Annotated in this window: 15 protein-coding genes and 1 pseudogene; 4 read left to right on the top strand and 12 right to left on the bottom strand. The window is 61.1% G+C overall.

Annotated elements, in window-relative coordinates; translation table 11 throughout:
* The first annotated feature begins 5 nt into the window (after positions 1-5).
* Positions 6-212 (top strand): hypothetical protein, encoded by a 207-nt coding sequence (locus tag QM600_RS18715; RefSeq protein ID WP_094271765.1) that lies wholly within the window; start codon positions 6-8, stop codon positions 210-212.
* A gap of 19 nt (positions 213-231) precedes the next feature.
* On the opposite strand, the gene QM600_RS18720 is transcribed toward QM600_RS18715, so the two are convergent.
* From QM600_RS18720 to hemL, 7 genes are all read right to left on the bottom strand, one after another.
* On the bottom strand, positions 232-1,659 hold the full coding sequence (locus tag QM600_RS18720) for a MinD/ParA family ATP-binding protein (protein WP_283263054.1): 1,428 nt from the start codon (positions 1,657-1,659) through the stop codon (positions 232-234).
* Positions 1,660-2,070: 411 nt separating this feature from the next.
* Positions 2,071-3,036, bottom strand: coding sequence for a c-type cytochrome biogenesis protein CcsB (gene ccsB / locus QM600_RS18725; protein WP_283263021.1), 966 nt, complete (start codon positions 3,034-3,036; stop codon positions 2,071-2,073).
* Complete coding sequence (gene resB, locus QM600_RS18730; RefSeq protein WP_283263022.1) at positions 3,033-4,697, bottom strand: cytochrome c biogenesis protein ResB; 1,665 nt, start codon at positions 4,695-4,697, stop codon at positions 3,033-3,035. Before resB ends, ccsB begins: the two co-directional genes overlap by 4 nt.
* Complete coding sequence (locus tag QM600_RS18735; protein ID WP_283263023.1) at positions 4,694-5,527, bottom strand: cytochrome c biogenesis CcdA family protein; 834 nt, start codon at positions 5,525-5,527, stop codon at positions 4,694-4,696. The genes resB and QM600_RS18735 overlap by 4 nt, the downstream gene beginning before the upstream one ends.
* Positions 5,524-6,135: a TlpA disulfide reductase family protein gene (locus QM600_RS18740; RefSeq protein ID WP_283263024.1), complete on the bottom strand. Its 612-nt coding sequence runs from the start codon at positions 6,133-6,135 to the stop codon at positions 5,524-5,526. Before QM600_RS18740 ends, QM600_RS18735 begins: the two co-directional genes overlap by 4 nt.
* Positions 6,132-6,791, bottom strand: a complete 660-nt coding sequence (locus tag QM600_RS18745) for a histidine phosphatase family protein (RefSeq protein ID WP_243619701.1) — start codon at positions 6,789-6,791, stop codon at positions 6,132-6,134. The genes QM600_RS18740 and QM600_RS18745 overlap by 4 nt, the downstream gene beginning before the upstream one ends.
* Positions 6,792-6,844: 53 nt before the next feature.
* The gene (hemL, locus tag QM600_RS18750) at positions 6,845-8,170 is read right to left on the bottom strand and encodes a glutamate-1-semialdehyde 2,1-aminomutase (RefSeq protein WP_283263026.1); all 1,326 of its coding nucleotides are present in this window, start codon (positions 8,168-8,170) and stop codon (positions 6,845-6,847) included.
* Positions 8,171-8,403: 233 nt separating this feature from the next.
* Here hemL and QM600_RS18755 point away from each other — a divergent pair, with 233 nt between their 5' ends.
* Positions 8,404-8,628, top strand: a complete 225-nt coding sequence (locus tag QM600_RS18755; protein ID WP_283263027.1) for a hypothetical protein — start codon at positions 8,404-8,406, stop codon at positions 8,626-8,628.
* 33 nt (positions 8,629-8,661) lie between these two features.
* A complete protein-coding gene (locus QM600_RS18760; RefSeq protein WP_283263028.1) occupies positions 8,662-10,593 on the top strand; it encodes an acyl-CoA dehydrogenase family protein in 1,932 nt (643 codons plus the stop codon).
* Between the two features lie 50 nt (positions 10,594-10,643).
* Here the strand turns inward: QM600_RS18760 and QM600_RS18765 are convergent, their stop codons facing one another.
* Positions 10,644-11,666, bottom strand: coding sequence for an ABC transporter permease (locus QM600_RS18765; RefSeq protein WP_283263029.1), 1,023 nt, complete (start codon positions 11,664-11,666; stop codon positions 10,644-10,646).
* Between the two features lie 136 nt (positions 11,667-11,802).
* On the opposite strand from QM600_RS18765, the gene QM600_RS18770 reads away from it, so the two are divergent.
* Positions 11,803-12,360, top strand: a complete 558-nt coding sequence (locus tag QM600_RS18770) for a TetR/AcrR family transcriptional regulator (protein ID WP_283263030.1) — start codon at positions 11,803-11,805, stop codon at positions 12,358-12,360.
* On the opposite strand, the gene QM600_RS18775 is transcribed toward QM600_RS18770, so the two are convergent.
* The 4 genes and pseudogenes from QM600_RS18775 to QM600_RS18790 all read right to left on the bottom strand — a co-directional run bounded on the left by QM600_RS18775 (position 12,354) and on the right by QM600_RS18790 (position 16,216).
* Positions 12,354-13,229 (bottom strand): TIGR03619 family F420-dependent LLM class oxidoreductase, encoded by an 876-nt coding sequence (locus QM600_RS18775; RefSeq protein WP_283263031.1) that lies wholly within the window; start codon positions 13,227-13,229, stop codon positions 12,354-12,356. The genes QM600_RS18770 and QM600_RS18775 overlap by 7 nt on opposite strands.
* Before the next feature lie 160 nt (positions 13,230-13,389).
* Complete coding sequence (locus QM600_RS18780; protein WP_283263032.1) at positions 13,390-13,575, bottom strand: hypothetical protein; 186 nt, start codon at positions 13,573-13,575, stop codon at positions 13,390-13,392.
* Positions 13,576-13,783: 208 nt separating this feature from the next.
* Positions 13,784-14,406, bottom strand: a pseudogene (locus tag QM600_RS29935) (IS6 family transposase).
* 196 nt (positions 14,407-14,602) lie between these two features.
* A complete protein-coding gene (locus QM600_RS18790; protein WP_283263033.1) occupies positions 14,603-16,216 on the bottom strand; it encodes an ABC transporter substrate-binding protein in 1,614 nt (537 codons plus the stop codon).
* Positions 16,217-16,323 lie beyond the last annotated feature (107 nt).

Below are 16,323 nucleotides of genomic sequence, written 5' to 3' on the forward strand. Positions count from 1 at the left end.
GCGCCGTGCTGTATCTGTTGGCGTTAGTGGGTTTGGTGACTTTGGCCGTCTTGATGTGGAAAGCGTTCGGGCCGTCTCCGTCTACCCGAACGCCTGTTGGTGGCGTTCGTGGACCCGACGACGATCCCGAATTTCTCTGGAACGTCAATCAGCAAACTCGACGCAAGCAAAACGAAGGGCCGGACACCACGCCGACGGATCCGTCGGCGTAAGTCCGGCCCTGCGAGGGTTTCAGCGCTGCTGGGGGAGTCCGTGCGGCGGGCGCGGGAAGTCCTGTGCCACTGCGGCAGCCAGTTCGAACAGCGCATCACGAGTGCTGGGCCGAAGTCGGTCTAGATCTACTTCGGCGCCTTCCTCGAGGTGCGGATCGAACGGAACCAGCTGCACAGCGCGGCAGCGTTGTTCGAAGTGCTCGACAACGCGCGATAGATCGACCTTCCCGGAACCTGGACGGACTGCGTTGATCACGGCAACGGAATTGGCGACAAGCCTGCTGTGCCCGTGCGCGTCGAGCCAGTCGAGAGTCGCGGAGGCGCTCCGCGCTCCGTCGACTGAACCCGAACTGATCACGATCAGGGAATTCGATCCGTCGAGAATCGCTTTCATCGCCGAATGCATCAATCCGGTTCCACAGTCGGTGAGAACGATGCTGTAAAACTTTTCGAGCATGTCGACGGTACGCATGTAGTCCTCACCGCTGAATGCTTCGGACACTGCCGGATCGCTGTCCGAGGCAAGCACTTCGAGTCGGTGGCGACTCTGCGAGGTGTACCCGCGCACATCGCTGTACTTCTCGATGCTCGCTTCGTCGCGGAGTAGGTTGCGCACCGTGGCCGGTGTTTCGAGAGAAACTTTCTGACTCAGCGTGCCGCGATCCGGATTGGCGTCGACGGCAATGACGCGGTCTCCTCGAACCGACGCGAACGTGGAACCGAGTGTGACCGTTGTCGTCGTCTTGCCGACGCCACCTTTGAGGCTGAGCACTGCAACCTTGTAGCACCCTTGCAGCGGTTGATTGATCTGCCGGGTCAGCTCGAGCATCCGCTGATCCTTGGTGCCGTTCCCGAGGTTGAGATGACGCCCGGACATTGCGTAGAGAGCCTTGCGCCATCCCCCGACCGGTGCGGGCTTTACTTGCTTGAGCAGTAATGCGCTGGAGAGGTCTTTTGCGGACATCGGCAGAGCGGACGCAGGTTGTTGCGACTCCGGCCTACTTGGTGCGGCCTGCGGTCCCCCGGGCAACTGTTGACCGGGAGCCCCGGGAGCCAAAATCTGCGGTCCCGACGGCGTCAAGACTGACGGTTGCGCACCCGTTAATGCCGACGGGGTGGGAATTGGGGGTGCCACCACCAACCGCCGGGGAGTGCCAGCGGAATCTGGTTGCGGCACAACAGAATTAGTAGACGCTGGATTTACCGGAGCAGGATTCGCAACAGCAGCAGGCTGAGCGCCGCGATGCGCGGGTTCGTAAGTCTGCGGCGGCTGCGTGGTCGAGAATTGGTCGGCAGTGAACCCCGGCGGACCAGCGGGGTACTGAATGACAGGCTGACGTGGACCGCTGGGCCCCACTATCGGCGCCGCAACGGGTACCGAGCCCGCAGCCGTTACCGCCGGAACCTGGGGTGCCGCCGGCCTCGAATTCTGCGGTGGCGCATACATGGGACCCAAGCCCTCGCTGGACGTACGCGGAACCTGACGAGGATCGACTGAATCCGTCGGCGCGACGAACAGACTCCGTGTCCCGGCATCGATAATCGCAGCAGGGCCGATACCTCTCGCCTGGTCAACCCTGGCAACCGGAACAGGCGCCACCGCCGGCTTGACCGCACTCTGTTCGTGCAGACTTGCCGCAGGACGCACTGGCTCCCAGATCCCCGCCCCCGCGTCGTCCTTGTTGTCGGCCATGGCAGCCCCCCTGTCGAATTCTCGGTCGCGCATACCTACGCGATGCAGAACGACGATACAGCTATCAAGCAGCTAGTTCGATTGGGATGTTGCGCCCAAAACGCTTGTCACGACTCGCACACCGAAATTCGCGCGGTCTGCAACACCCCACCGTACCGGAAGGGATCAGGTCAGTCCTGCGTAGGAATGCAGGCCCGATACCACCATGTTGACGATGAACAGATTGAAGAGCATTGCTACGAAGCCTGCGATGTTGATCCATGCGGCCTTGGTTTCACGCCATCCGGACGTTGCTCGGGCATGCAGATATGCGGCGTAGATCACCCAGGCGATGAACGACATCGTCTCCTTGGGATCCCACCCCCAGAACCTGCCCCACGCCGCTTCCGCCCAGATCGCGCCGAGAATAACGCCGGCTCCGAACAGCGGGAACGCGATAATAGTGCTCTTGTACGCCAGTCGGTCGAGGGTCTGCGCGTCGGGAAGTCGCTCGGCGATCCGGCCACCGATGCCGGTGCCCTCTTCGCCGGGCGGGAACTTCAGGCGCAGCAGGAACAGCAGGCTGGCAATGCCACCGATCATGAAGATGCCGGATCCGACGCTCACGATCGTGACGTGAATCGGAAGCCAGTAGGAACGCAGTGCCGGAACTACCGGCGCTGCGTCGGCGTAGAGGATGGTTCCGGCAAGGAACATAAGGATCAGTACCGGCGCCAACAGGAAGACCCACATCGGACGGTACGTCGCCTTGGCCAGCAAAACGTGGCCGACCAGCAACGCTGCCGCACACGCCATCGCGACAAATTCATACATATTGCCCAGCGGGAATCGCTCCGTGGCAAATCCTCGCAGCACGATCGACGCGAAGATCAGAACGGTGCCGACCACAAGGACTGCCCGGCCCATACCGCCGAACCGCTCGGCCAACGGTTTTGCCGGTCGTTCCGTCACTCGTCCGGGCGCCGAAGCGTCCACGGCAGCACCGGCACCGACCAGTTCTTTGTCTTGAACGGCTCGGGCCTGGGCGGACGCATACTGGATGATCAGCAGTACAAACGCCAGGACCAGCACAGTGAATGCGGACTTGAAGGCCCAGTCGCTGTACTGAGAGAGAGTCTCATTAGTTGTCATCGGGCATTCTCCTGCGCATGCGGCCTGGTAGCCGTGTTGGTGGGATTGCTGTCAAGTAGGCGATCTGCGAGGCGATCGAACTCGTCGCCCCAACCGGCATGGTCGGTACGGGCAAGTCCGCCCAGCTCTACTACAGTACGTCGTTCTTCGTCGAGATAGATACGCGCCCAGATTCGGCGACGCTTGATCACCAGCGAGACCAGTAGTCCGGCCATCATGGTCAGTGCCGAAATCAGCACCCATTGCTGTGCTGGATCGTGAGAAACCTGCAGGTTGACGAAGTCCACAGCGCCGTCGAACCGCACCTGAGTTCCGTCGGCGAGTGTCGCGCTCTCGCCGGGGAACAGGTTGACACGGTCCTGTTTAACCAGGCGTCCCTGGTTGATGAGCTCGGTGTTGAGCTCGAACAGCGACTGCGGGTTGCCGGTGTCGAGTCCGGAATCACCCTTGTAGATGTCGATGGCGACAGCAGGATCGTTCATCGCCGGGAAGCTCGACGACAACAGGTTGCCGTGGAACAGAGCCGTCGGCGCGAACAGGCCCTCGATGGCGATCTGGTTCTTGCGTCGTTCGTCTGCGTCCGGGTACATGCCGCCGGGAGGATCGAAACGCATTGCGCCACTGCTCAGGAAGGTGGTCGCGTCGTCCGGTCGCCACTGCAGTGTCTCCGTGCGGGTTTCCCCGTTCGGGAACGTGACGGTGAAAGTCGGTGCGTAACCGTGGCCCTGGAGGTACACGCGGTCACCGGCAACGCGCAGCGGGTGGTTCACCTGGATCGTCGTATCGCGCCAGGTGTCGGTCTCGAGATCGTCACCGGATTGGTAGGAGATGTCCGAGGTGAACATCTCGGCCTGGCCGGTTTCGAGGTAGTCGGCCTGGAAGTTCTTGACGCGCACGCACAACGGCGTCATCCCGGTGCCGTCGAGGCTCAGGCCCGCGACGAACGAATCGAAAACGGCCGGAGATGTGGTGCAGAATCCGGGACCGTCGTTAGCGATCACGATCCTGTTGCCCTCGTAACCGAACAGCTTTCCGGCGGCGATGGCAATCAGAAGCGCGACGAGCGAGAGGTGGAAGACGAGGTTGCCGGCTTCACGCAGATAACCCTTCTCCGCGGAGATCGTGATTTCACCTTCGCGGTGAGACCGCTCGTCGTCGGTGCGGGTTTCGACGCGCCAGCCCTTGAGTTCCTTCGACAGACGCGAAGCCAACTCCTCCGGAGTCTCGCCTTCGGCGACGCTCTTCGTGTGGTGCGGCAGGCGAGCAAGGTTGCGCGGGGCCTGCACCGGACGTGTCCGCAGTGCCTTCGCGTGTTCGACGCAGCGCGGCAGGATGCAGCCTACGAGCGAGATGAACAGCAGGGCGTAGATCGCGGTGAACCAGAAACTGCTGAACACGTCGAACAGTTCCAGCTTGTCCATCCATGGCCCGAGTGTGGGCCGCGCGGCGATGTAGTCGGCGACCTTGCCCTCGTTGAGGGAACGCTGCGGCAGCAGTGCACCGGGAATGGCTGCGAGAGCAAGCAAGAACAGCAACACCAGTGCGGTCTTCATCGAGGTGAGACCGCGCCAGGTATTGCGTCCGAGCGCGATGACGCGACCGAGCATCGACTGCCGAGGCAGTGTTGGAGTCGGGTTGTCGTTTTTATCGTCAACTGTCATATCGGCAGCGTCACCTCCGAGATAAATGCGTCACGGACCCAGCCGACGAACTGGTCCCACGCGCCCGTGACGAGGGCAATACCCACCGCCACCAACATGATTCCGCCGAAAATTTGAATGGTCCGCGCATTGCGACGCAACCAACCGACGCCCGTCAATGCACGTGCCGACCCGAGGGCCAGGAAGATGAACGGCAATCCGAGCCCGATGCAGTAGGCCACAATCAAGGCGACACCGCGGGCGGCGGTCATGCCTTCGGTACCGGCGGCCACGGACATCACGCCGGCCAGGGTCGGGCCGAGACACGGAGTCCAGCCGAGTGCGAACACGCCACCGAGCAACGGAGCGCCCACCAACGAGGACACTCGACGCGGCTCGAAGCGGACGTCTTTCTGCAGTGCGGGAACCAATCCGATGAACACGAGGCCCATCGCTATGGTGACAACGCCGCCGATGCGCATCAGTACTTCGCGGTTGATCAGCAGCGTGGAGATCACACCGAACACGGAGGCGGTAGCCAACACGAAGACGACGGTGAAACCGGCGACAAACAGTCCGGCAGCGCCGGCGACTCGCAAGCGAGAACTGCGGGCGATCGTTCGGGTTTTTGCCTCGTCCGCGGTAATCGCCGGAGCATCGGCGCCCACTACCCCGGCCAAGTAGGACAGGTAGCCGGGAACCAGCGGCACAACACACGGCGACGCGAAGGAAACAAGACCGGCGAGCAGGCACGCGCCCAGCGCCAGCAGCAACGGACCGGACGAGGCTGCATTCTGAAAAGCTTCGCCCACGCCTGCGCCGAGAGTTTCAGTCACAGAAGTATTTGTCATTGCTGCGCAGGCTCTTCCGCTGCCACTCGTTGGACGACGGGCAGGAGATCCTCGGCAAGGAGTTCCTGCAGGAACACTGCGGCGACGCGATGCTGACGGTCCAGAACGATGGTGGTCGGGATGACCGACGTCGGATAGCCCTTGCCCAGAGCGATCAAAGTACGCATCGACGGGTCGTAGATCGACGGGTACGAGACCTTGTTGTCGACGACGAAGTCCTGCGCCTTGTTCTTCGTGTCGTCACGGACGTTGATGCCGAGGAATTGCACTCCGGAATCACGCGTCTGTTCGTAGACCTGCTCGAGATCGTCGGCTTCGGCGCGGCACGGCCCACACCACTGGCCCCAGACGTTGAGGACGACAACCTTGCCCTCGAAGTCGCTGAGGCCGACGGTCTCACCTTCGGACATCAGGTCCGGTCCGGAAAGTTTGCCGATGGTCCCGCGGGTCGACGGCGGGTCGTAGAAGATCTTCGTCTTCCCACCGGGGGAAACGAAGTCGAAAGTTCCGCCCTGGGCGACGGCGTCGGTGCCGGTCGCGCACGACGAAAGGAAGAGCATCGCTGCAGCAGCCGTGGCGACTGCGGCAGCGACCTTGCGGAAAATCATGCTCCAGTCACTCTCGGGTCGGAGGCACCAGCAGGTTCGGAGTAGATGATGTCGACGAGGGTGTCACCTTCGTAGACAAGTGACGTCAGAGAAGCGAGGCCACACTGACGGTGACGCGGGTCGTGCCAGAGGCGTTCACCCTGCAGGAATCGGCGCAGCGTCCACACCGGCAACTGATGGCTGACGACGACGGCTTCGTGACCGACAGCAGCGACGCGAGCGGCATTGACGGCGGCAAGCATGCGGTGCGCGATCTGCAGGTACGGCTCTCCCCACGACGGTGTGAACGGGTCGCGCAGCTTCCACCAGTGGCGGGGACGCGAGAGTGCGCCGTCGCCGACGGCAACCTTGAGCCCCTCGAATTCGTTGCCGGCTTCGATGACGTTGTCGTCGGTCGTGATGTCGAGACCGTGTGCCTCGGCAATGGGCGCGGCAGTTTCCTGAGCGCGCTGCAACGGCGATGCGACGACGTGGGTGATGTCGTGATCTGCAAGAACAGCCGCAACTGCCCGTGCCTGAGCCTCGCCGGCCACCGACAACCGGAAACCCGGAAGCCGTCCGTACAGAATCCCGCGGGGATTGTGGACTTCACCGTGGCGAAGGACATGCACGATCGTGCGGGTGGACGTGTGGTCTGGGTGATCGACGTCGGTCACAGTCGAGAGTCCTCGCTGAAGAAGGTGTGTGGTGGGGAGCGCGTGTGCTTGTTTTAAGACTTGACGGCTGCTGCCGCAGCCTTGGCTGCGTGAGGCATAGCGTCGGCGATGATCGAGAACGCCCGATCGTCGAGTGCGGCCGAGACGAACCACGCTTCGAACGCGCTCGGCGGCGGGTACACACCGCGCGAGAGCAGTGCGTGGAAGAAAGCGGGGAACCGCCAGGTCTGCGCGGCCTTGGCTTCGTCGTAATTGGTGACCGCATTCTCGGAGAAGAACACGCTGACCAGTGTGCCCGCGTATTGCACGCGATGTACGACGCCTTCGGCGGTGAGCGCCTCGGACATGAGGTCGCCCAAGGCCGTGGCATTTTTGGCGAGTTTGGCGTACACGTCGGCGTCGGCAGCACGAAGGTTTGCCAGTCCCGCAGCAACGGCGACGGGGTTTCCGGAGAGTGTGCCGGCCTGGTAGACGGGGCCGTCGGGTGCGAGGTGACCCATGATGTCGGCGCGACCACCGAAGGCTGCGGCCGGAAGCCCACCGCTCATGACCTTGCCGAAGGTATAGAGATCACCGGCGACGTTGTCGATGCCGTACCAACCCGAAGCGCTGACGCGGAATCCCGTCATCACCTCATCCATGATCAGCAGTGCTCCGTGCTCTGTGGTGAGTCGACGCAGGCCCTCGTTGAATCCGGGCAGAGGCGCGACGGCACCCATGTTTCCCGCAGCTGCTTCGGTGATGACGCAGGCGACTGCTCCGGGGTTCGCGGCAAAAGCTGCGGCGACCGCCTCGAGATCGTTGTAGCGAACTACGATGGTGTCCTCGGCCTGAGCCCCGGTCACGCCCGGTGACGTGGGCAAACCGAAGGTTGCGAGTCCGGATCCGGCGTCGGCAAGGAGGGCATCGACATGGCCGTGATAGCAACCGGAGAACTTGATGATCTTGGTGCGGCCGGTGAATCCGCGGGCCAGACGTACTGCGCTCATCGTGGCTTCGGTGCCCGAGTTGACCAGGCGAACCTTCTGCACGGGCGCGACGCGGGCGACGATCTCCTCGGCCAGCGCGATTTCACCTTCGGTGGGAGCGCCGAAGGACAGACCGCCGAGCGCGGCTTCGCGAACAGCTTCTACGACGGCCGGGTGTGCGTGTCCGAGGATCATCGGGCCCCACGACGACACAAGATCGACGTAGTTGTTGCCGTCGACGTCGGTCAGTGTGTAACCGGAGGCTTCGCGGATGAATCGGGGTGTTCCACCCACCGAACCGAACGCCCGGACCGGCGAATTGACGCCGCCGGGGATCACTTTGCCGGCACGCTCGAAGAGGCGAGCCGAGTTCGTTGCATGCAGGTCGAAATCACCGGAAGACACAGTCACGACCTCCAGTGTCCCAGTTCTGTCGAATCTGACAACGACAGGGTGTAGGACTTCGGCACCAAGACAGCGTTTTCAGGTCGGAACTGACCAATTATGAGACCATTTCGACCATGAAGCGACTGTTGACCACGCTATTGATTCCAGTTGCGATCCTTGTCACATCCTGTAGTTCAGATGCCTCGAACGACGCTACAGCGACAACAACAGCCGCTTCGACCAGTTCAGTTGCGGTCGTGGACACCGCCGCGGCGCCTCGCACCGAGCCTGCATTTCTGGGTGGTTGTTCCGCGGTCTCGGTCTACGTCGCGCAGCGAACGCAGACCGGCGGCGCCCCCACCGATACAGCGGTGGCCTTCCTGAAAATCGTCGAAAACGACCCGTCGTACCTCGCTATGCCCGATACCGACAAACAACTGTTCAGAGAGGGAATCGAAGCCGGCGCCGCCGGAAACTGCTGACGCCTCGCGCCGCTCACCGCTAGGGTCGGGTCCATGGCCACTACAGCGGACCACCTCAGGATTACTCTCGACGGACGCTGGCGGGAGGTGCGCGAGCGGGTACGCGGCGAGTTGGACGATCCTCGTTTCGCTCCGCACTACACACCGAACCTCGCCATCGCTCGCACCAAGACGCTCGAGCAAATGCGAATTCTCGCCGATCTCGGTTATGCCGCAAACGGTTTCGCGGTAGAACACGGTGGAACCGGAGATGCCGGTGGCGCCGTCACCAGCATCGAGATGCTCGCAATGTCAGACCTGTCGCTGATGGTCAAAGCAGGGGTCCAGTGGGGACTGTTCGGCGGAGCCATCGAAAATCTGGGCACCGAACGCCACCACCAGGCCTACGTCAAACCACTCATCGACCTGGAACTTCTCGGATGTTTTGCCATGACCGAGACCGGTCACGGCAGTGACGTTCAGGAACTCGAGACAACCGCCACGTACGACGCCGCCACCGGCGAATTTGTTGTCCACTCCCCCACTCCGTCGTCCCGCAAGGACTACATCGGCGGAGCGGCGGAGCACGCGAGCGTCGCCGCAGTATTCGCGCAGCTCATCACCGGCGGTGAAAGCCAGGGTGTGCACTGCTTTGTGGTGCCGATCCGCGACGACGCCGGAAACGACTTGCCCGGCGTCACGACGTCGGACTGCGGACTGAAGGGCGGACTCCCCGGAGTCGACAACGGGCGCATCATGTTCGATCAGGTTCGGATCCCCCGCGACAACCTTCTCAATCGTTATGCCGACGTCGCCGAGGACGGGACCTACAGTTCCGAGATCGAGAACCCGAACCGTCGTTTCTTCACGATGGTCGGCACCTTGGTGCGTGGCCGTGTCACCGTCGGTGGTTCGGCGGCCGCAGCGGCCCGGGTCGGATTGGCCATCGCGGGTCGATACGCCTTGCAGCGCAGGCAGTTCAGCGCCCCCAAGAGTGACGACGAAGTCCTCATCATGGACTACCTCGTCCACCAGAGGCGCCTACTGCCGCTGATCGCCCGCTCCTACGCCCTGCAGTTCGCCCAGAACGAACTTGTCTCGGCGATGCACGATGTCCAGAGCAGCAAGGATCCCGATCCACAGGAGCAGCGCGAACTCGAAGGCCGCGCCGCCGGCCTCAAGGCCGCCAACACCTGGCACGCCACCAAAGCTATTCAGGAAGCACGCGAAGCCTGCGGCGGCGCAGGCTATCTCGCGGAAAATCGCCTCACCTCACTGAAGGCGGATACCGACGTCTTCACCACGTTCGAGGGTGACAACCACGTTCTGACGCAGTTGGTCGCGAAGGAACTCCTCACGTCGTACGCAGATGAAGTACGCGGGATGAGCCCGGTCGACTGGATGCGTTTCGCCGCAACGACGGTCTCCGACGTGGTCAAGAAACGTACTGCGGCGCAACAGATTCTGCAGACCATCGTCGATACCCGCCAGGACAACGAGGAAGACGGCAGCCTCTTCAATCGTGGTACTCAGATGAAGATGTTCGAGGATCGCGAGGAGTACCTACTCTCCACGGCGGCAAGGAGATTGCAGGCAGCACAGAAGCGCGAGGAGAATCCGTTCGACGCCTTCAACTTCGTTCAGGACCACGTTTTGAAAGCGGCCCAGGCTCACATCGAGCGCGTCATCCTGGAAGCCTTTGTCGCCGGCATAGATTCGTGTGAGGACGAAACCGCGAAGGACCTCTTCGGCGAGGTGTGTGACCTCTACGCACTCTCCGTCATCGAGGAGGACAAAGCCTGGTTCATGGAACACCGGCATCTGTCGGTCGAGCGTTCCAAGGCTGTAACTCGCGGAATCAACGAGCGTTGCCGCACCCTGCGCCCGCATGCCGCGACGCTGATCGACGGGTTCGGCATCCCCGAATCGTTGTTGGGTTCGGCGATGCTCAACGGAGCGGGCACTGACGCAGTTCGTCTGAAATGAAAAAATGGCGGGGCAGAATAATCTGCCCCGCCGTTCTTTCTCGCGTAATTCTAGTGCGCTGATGCCTTCTTCGACTGCTTCGCAACCAAAAGTCCGGTAAGCGCGAGAGTCACAACCAACCAGGCACCCAGCACAAGAAGATGCCCGCCGGCGCCGTTGCCGTCGAAGTAGATGACGGATCGGATGGGTTCCATGGCAGATGATCCCAGCCAGAACGAGTGGATGTGCTGCCAGAACGACGGCAGGAACGAGACCGGAATGGCACCACCCGAACTCGGAAAGTTGATGAAGACCAGCACTGTCAACACCGCAAAGATCGCTGCCTGACCGATCAATCGATTGAGCAGGACGCTCACGGCGCCGACGGTAAATGTGTAGACCATCGCGATACCCAGCAATTGCAGGATCTCACCGAACGACGCACCGAACGCATGCATGAAGATACTGGTGATTCCGAATGCGAGGAGCGGAGTGAGGATTGCCGCGCCGGCCAGAACCGCATACTGCTCTTTCAGACGCATTCTCGGCGCAACCTGACTGAGCACCGTGATAGTCAGGTAACCACCGAGTGTGCAGACGATCAGGAAGTAGAACAGCCCGACGGTCGAAGAATCCCGCGCGGTCACAGGAGCAGAGTCCACTGTAGTGACCTGCTGGCCAGTCTGGTCCGCGATGGAATGTGCAAGGCCCGTCACGACAGACACCGTGGAGGCACCTGCTCCGGTCGCGATGTGCGCGGTAACGGTTTCGCCGATTTCGATGGCACCGATGGCATCACGGTTGTCGATACGGGAGATGGCGTCAGCAACGCTGTCGGTGGCGACGATGTCGAACTTGTCGCCCGACGTTGCTTCGATTCCGTCGATCAACGGTGCCGTCGCGGACGCTGGGCCTACCACCACGATCGGCGCCTGATTCGGCATCGGCGAGTGGAAGGCACTGACGTAACACAGACAGAACATGATGACGAAGAACAGTGGGAAGGCCAGCCCACCACCTACTGCCTTCCAGTTCGTGGGTAGATCGACCGGTTTTGCTGCCTGACTCGGGATCTTTACGTCGTTATCTGCCATTACTTTTACTTCTTTCCGCTCACCACATCCAGCTGTCAACAGTGTTGACAGACTCGACAGTCAACACTGTTGACACGATATAGTCAACACTGTTGACAACGAGGTTGACGTGAAAGCGAGTGCAAGGGTCGATGTCGTGACAGAGCGCGGACAGATTTCACAGCGAGAGCAATCCACGACGTCAGACGCTATTCGCGACGCCGCATTCCAGCTCTTCGGTGAGCACGGCTTCGGAGGCACCTCGGTACGCGCAATCGCAAAAGTCGCCGGAATCGATCCGGCACTGGTGATTCGTCACTTCGGATCGAAGGAATCACTGTTCCTCGAGACCACTCCGGTCGAGGACTATTTCCAGGGACAATTCGACGGTCCGCTCGACACACTCGGATTCAGGATCGCCGCGTTTGTCCTGGGTAAGGCAGACGCACGAATGCTGTCGGTGCACACTGCACTCATGAGGGCATCCGACAGTCCTCGAATCCGCGGACGACTACGGGAGATGTCCGATACGTTCGCCCGCAATCTCGGATCCCGCCTGCCCGGCGAAAATGCTTACACACGTGCGCTTTTGATTTCCGCCCAGGTAACCGGACTGTTGAGCGCACTCGGTACGGAAAGCATTCCGCCGGATGCAGATCGAGCCGAAGTGGCCGAACTGTACGGGCGGGCGATACAGGGACTAGTCGATCAGTAGCAAGAAATAACTTCGTCGGCAAAACGTCGAATCGAGTCGAGTCGACCCTGCCTGTCATTGGCGTCCACACCGTACCGATACCACGGCGAGACACGGCATTCCGTGACGCCGAGGTCTTCGAGCCCGTGGTATCCGGAGATGTCGCTGACATCGGTGGGCGAGACATTGATCTCGAACGGGACGTCGCTGCGACCGAACTCGGCACGCAACTGCGTGAGACGGTCAATGGCAGAAACCAATTGCTCCTGAGTTGTGTTTACCGAGATCCACCCGTCGGCCAGCCTGGCCGCCCGCTTCAACCCCGGTTCACTGTGCCCACCGATGAAGATCGGTACAGGCACATCGGGGGCTGGGCTGATCATCAATGCGTCGAAATCGTAGTGTTTACCGTGGTATTCGACCCATTCTGGACCGCGCCCGGCACACACAGCCTTCAAAATCTCGATCGCCTCATCGGTGCGTGCACCGCGCGTCCGCATTTCGGTGCGGGTGTAGGTGAATTCCTCAGGAATCCACGATAGCCCGATGCCGATCGCGACGCGGTTCCGCGACATCACGGCCATGGTCGACACCTGCTTGGCCGTCAACAGCGGATCTCGTAGCGGGAGCTTGAGTACGTTGGTATAGAACCGAATCCGCTTTGTCACGGCGGCCATCGCGGCCATGGCGATGAATGGATCCGGCATCGGAGTCTCCGGCGCCCACATTCGCTTACCGTCGGGCGAGTACGGGTAAGGCGCCGAGACATGCTCCGGGTAAAACACAGAATCGGACATCGAGAGACCGTCGAATCCTGATTCTTCTGCGACCTGAGCCAACTCGCACAAATCCAGGGCATCGATCATCGCGCCCGCCAACGACCACTTCATCGCTCCACCATCTCTTCATTGTCTGAACCGGCAGTTAATCAACGATTGTATTGCCTTGCAATACAGAATTACTCGCCGATTCTGATGACTGGGATGGGTCCACGCATCATGCCTGTCGTCCGACCCGGTGGCCGAGCTTAGAACCTCAAATCCAGACGCTCTAGGAACCGAACATGCTCAAGATGTTCCGCAGAATGTCAAGCAGGTTGCCGCCACCGGGGGTGGTGCCGGCGGAGACTGTGATCGTGGAGGCGGCCGAGGCCGACTCCGTCATGCCCGATGCTCCGATGTAGACGGCGGTGATGTGGCGGTCACCGGTCAGAGCGAACTGGTAGGACAGCGGCACTCGTAACGGCGGTCATGGATCTCGATGCGGATTCCGATGTAGGTGCCATGTTGATCCGCAGTGATCAGCGGATCTTTTGCGGCGGAGCGGATATCGCAATGATGGATTCCTGGAGTGGAACTCTGGACCGTGGCATTCGGCTGCGCCGATTCACGGCTGCACTGCACGATACTTTCGGGTGCAGCAGGGCACCACACGGAGCGGTCGGTCAGGCAGAGATGGTCTGTTCAGTGACCTGATCCCAGATGTGGAATCGGATTGAGGCTTCGGTGCGGTGCTCGCTGGGGGCATACGATGCCGGGGCAGGCGGAAGTGCGGGGAGATACAACTGAAAGCAGCCAGAAACCGTTGCGCTGCAACGACAGCGCGGAACCCCTTCATCGCGCGTTTGCGTTGCCTGGTCGGTTGATGGAAGTTCTCGCACCGATTGTTCAAGTATTTGTTCTGCCGGTGCCCGACCGTCGACATAGTGGTCCGGTGCGCGACATGATAGTTGGCGAGTTTGTTGGTTATCAACGCCCGCGGCGGGTGCCCCTGCCGCTTCAGAAGTTTCTTGAAGAACCTGGTCGCCGCCTTCCCATCCCGCATTTTCTGGATGAGAATGTCGAGCACATTGCCGTGCTGATCCACAGCCCGTCACACGTACTTCTGCACCCATCGACCTTGATGAAGACCTCATCGAGATACCCCTTGTCCCCCGCCGGCGGGGGTATTCCGGCCCCAACCGAGTGCACCAGGCGCAGATCGCCTCATAGGTAACCTCGATCCCACACTCGGCTATGAGAAACTCGATCTCGCGGAACGAGAGGGGAACCGGCGATACAGCCACACTCAGGGGGAAGTGATCTCCCGTGGAAACCGGAACCCCTTGCACGTCGACACCACTGGATTATCCCAGATCAGACTGTTCGACCTGGCAATACACCAACCACTGAATTTTCATGCAGTACAGAATCACTCGCCGTTTCGACGACCGGAACGAAGCTCGTCCCGGTCATCCCTTCGAACTCACAGCCATGCAATCAGATCACTTCGACGAGATCCAGGCTTTGTCGAAGAACATAATGTCTGTGATATTTCGCTTGACACCGTGAATGCTGTCGTCCCACGCGGTCAGTACCGATGCCGGCCCCCAAATTACATAAGGGACAGTAATATTGGCGTATTCCTGCACTTTACTGATTGCATCACGGATAGCATCGTCACTCGGCGCGGTCTGGACGGCTGTGATCAGCGTGTCCATCGCGGGATCATTGAACCCGGAGGGATTATTCTTCGAATCGCTTGCCATACTGTTGTACAGATTTATGTAAGGCGCTTCTTCCCCGACCGGCGCACCGCCACGGGTCATATCGAAGTCATGGTCTTTGTACACTCTGCGAACCAGGTCGGTCACGTCGGTTGCGTACTCGATAGTCACGTCGAAGCCGATCGAGTTCAGCGACGCCTGCACGGTCAACGCTGTGGCCTGTTGGCTGGGTTCGGACGTAGCGAGGTAGCGGAGCTTACCGTCGTACCCGTCTGCCTTCGCTTGATCAAGCAAAGCCTTCGCCTTGGCCGGATCGAAAGGTAGGCCTTCGGTGCTGTTGTACCAACGCGATGTCTCGGGGACCAGTTCGGAACTGGCGGTGCCTAATCCGTTGTTCGCTCGTGTATTGATCGCTTCCGGATCCACCGCGTGGGCGATCGCCTGGCGCACGCGAACATCAGCTCCAGGACGGCCCTCACGGTTGTTGATCGTGCCGATTCCGTTCTGGCCGGTAGGGCTGAGGTAGCCCGAGTACCCGTCGCCCAGAACTGCCTTGATCACGCCTTCGTCGCGAAGGATATATGTCATGTTCAGCTGGCCGCTCTCGAGCGATTCGTATTGAGACTGAGCGCCCGACGTGGGAACGAATCGTAGCGTGTCCAGCGGCGGTTTACCGCCCTGATAGTCCTTACGCGCGGCGAGGATCAGTTCCTCGTGCGGTGCGAACTTGGCCAAGATGAACGGACCTGCACCAATCGGAGTAAACGCTCCGCCTGCCTCGGAGCTCCTGGCAACGATCATTCCGGGGCCCATCGACAACAAGGCCGGGAATTGCTTCCACGGTCGTTTGAGCGTGAACTCGATGGTGGTTGCGTTCGGCGTATCGAACCGCTCGACGATGTTGATCCAGGTTTGCGACACATCGCCCTTGCCTGCCACGAATCGATCGATGCTCCACTTGACCGCTTCCGCGTCGAGGGGGCTTCCATCACTGAAGGTCAGACCGTCGGGCAGGGTGACGGTGTACGACGTGAAGTCGTCATTGCTCGTCAACGCCTTCGCCAGCTGCGGCGCGAAGCCCCCGGAATCGGAGTCACTGCGCACGAGGGTGTCGTAAATTGCGGCCATTTCGGTTCCGCCGGTCGAGGCCGTGGCTTGAGTTTTGGTCGGATCCAGCGCAGAAGGGAAGGAATAGGACCCAAAGGTCAGGACACCCCCCGCAACCGACTCGCCGTCCTCGCGAACGCCCACGAAACCAGCCGCACTGGCGCCAACCGAAGAGTCTGCGTCCCCAGAGTCGCCACTACTCGACGCGCAGCCTGTCAACAACAGCGCGCCGGCAATACCGAGCACAACTATCCGCGCGCTTGTTCGAATCATCTTGGTGTGCATACGATCCCCACTACTGATCAGGGTCCGGCGAACGGTCCCCCACGCAGCGGGATGCCGGACTGCGCGGCCGATACGACCGCGCAGTCCGACTGCTCACACAAGACCAG

Source organism: Rhodococcus sp. IEGM 1379, assembly GCF_030056815.1.
GTDB lineage: Bacteria > Actinomycetota > Actinomycetes > Mycobacteriales > Mycobacteriaceae > Rhodococcus_F.

What these genes read in the sequence shown, in the direction of transcription:
- QM600_RS18720 (WP_283263054.1), bottom strand. Translation starts at nt 1,659, where the DNA reads ATGTATGCGCCACCGCAGAATTCGAGGCCGGCGGCACCCCAGGTTCCG.
- ccsB (WP_283263021.1), bottom strand. Translation starts at nt 3,036, where the DNA reads ATGACAACTAATGAGACTCTCTCTCAGTACAGCGACTGGGCCTTCAAG.
- resB (WP_283263022.1), bottom strand. Translation starts at nt 4,697, where the DNA reads ATGACAGTTGACGATAAAAACGACAACCCGACTCCAACACTGCCTCGG.
- QM600_RS18735 (WP_283263023.1), bottom strand. Translation starts at nt 5,527, where the DNA reads ATGACAAATACTTCTGTGACTGAAACTCTCGGCGCAGGCGTGGGCGAA.
- QM600_RS18740 (WP_283263024.1), bottom strand. Translation starts at nt 6,135, where the DNA reads ATGATTTTCCGCAAGGTCGCTGCCGCAGTCGCCACGGCTGCTGCAGCG.
- QM600_RS18760 (WP_283263028.1), top strand. Translation starts at nt 8,662, where the DNA reads ATGGCCACTACAGCGGACCACCTCAGGATTACTCTCGACGGACGCTGG.
- QM600_RS18765 (WP_283263029.1), bottom strand. Translation starts at nt 11,666, where the DNA reads ATGGCAGATAACGACGTAAAGATCCCGAGTCAGGCAGCAAAACCGGTC.
- QM600_RS18775 (WP_283263031.1), bottom strand. Translation starts at nt 13,229, where the DNA reads ATGAAGTGGTCGTTGGCGGGCGCGATGATCGATGCCCTGGATTTGTGC.
- QM600_RS18790 (WP_283263033.1), bottom strand. Translation starts at nt 16,216, where the DNA reads ATGCACACCAAGATGATTCGAACAAGCGCGCGGATAGTTGTGCTCGGT.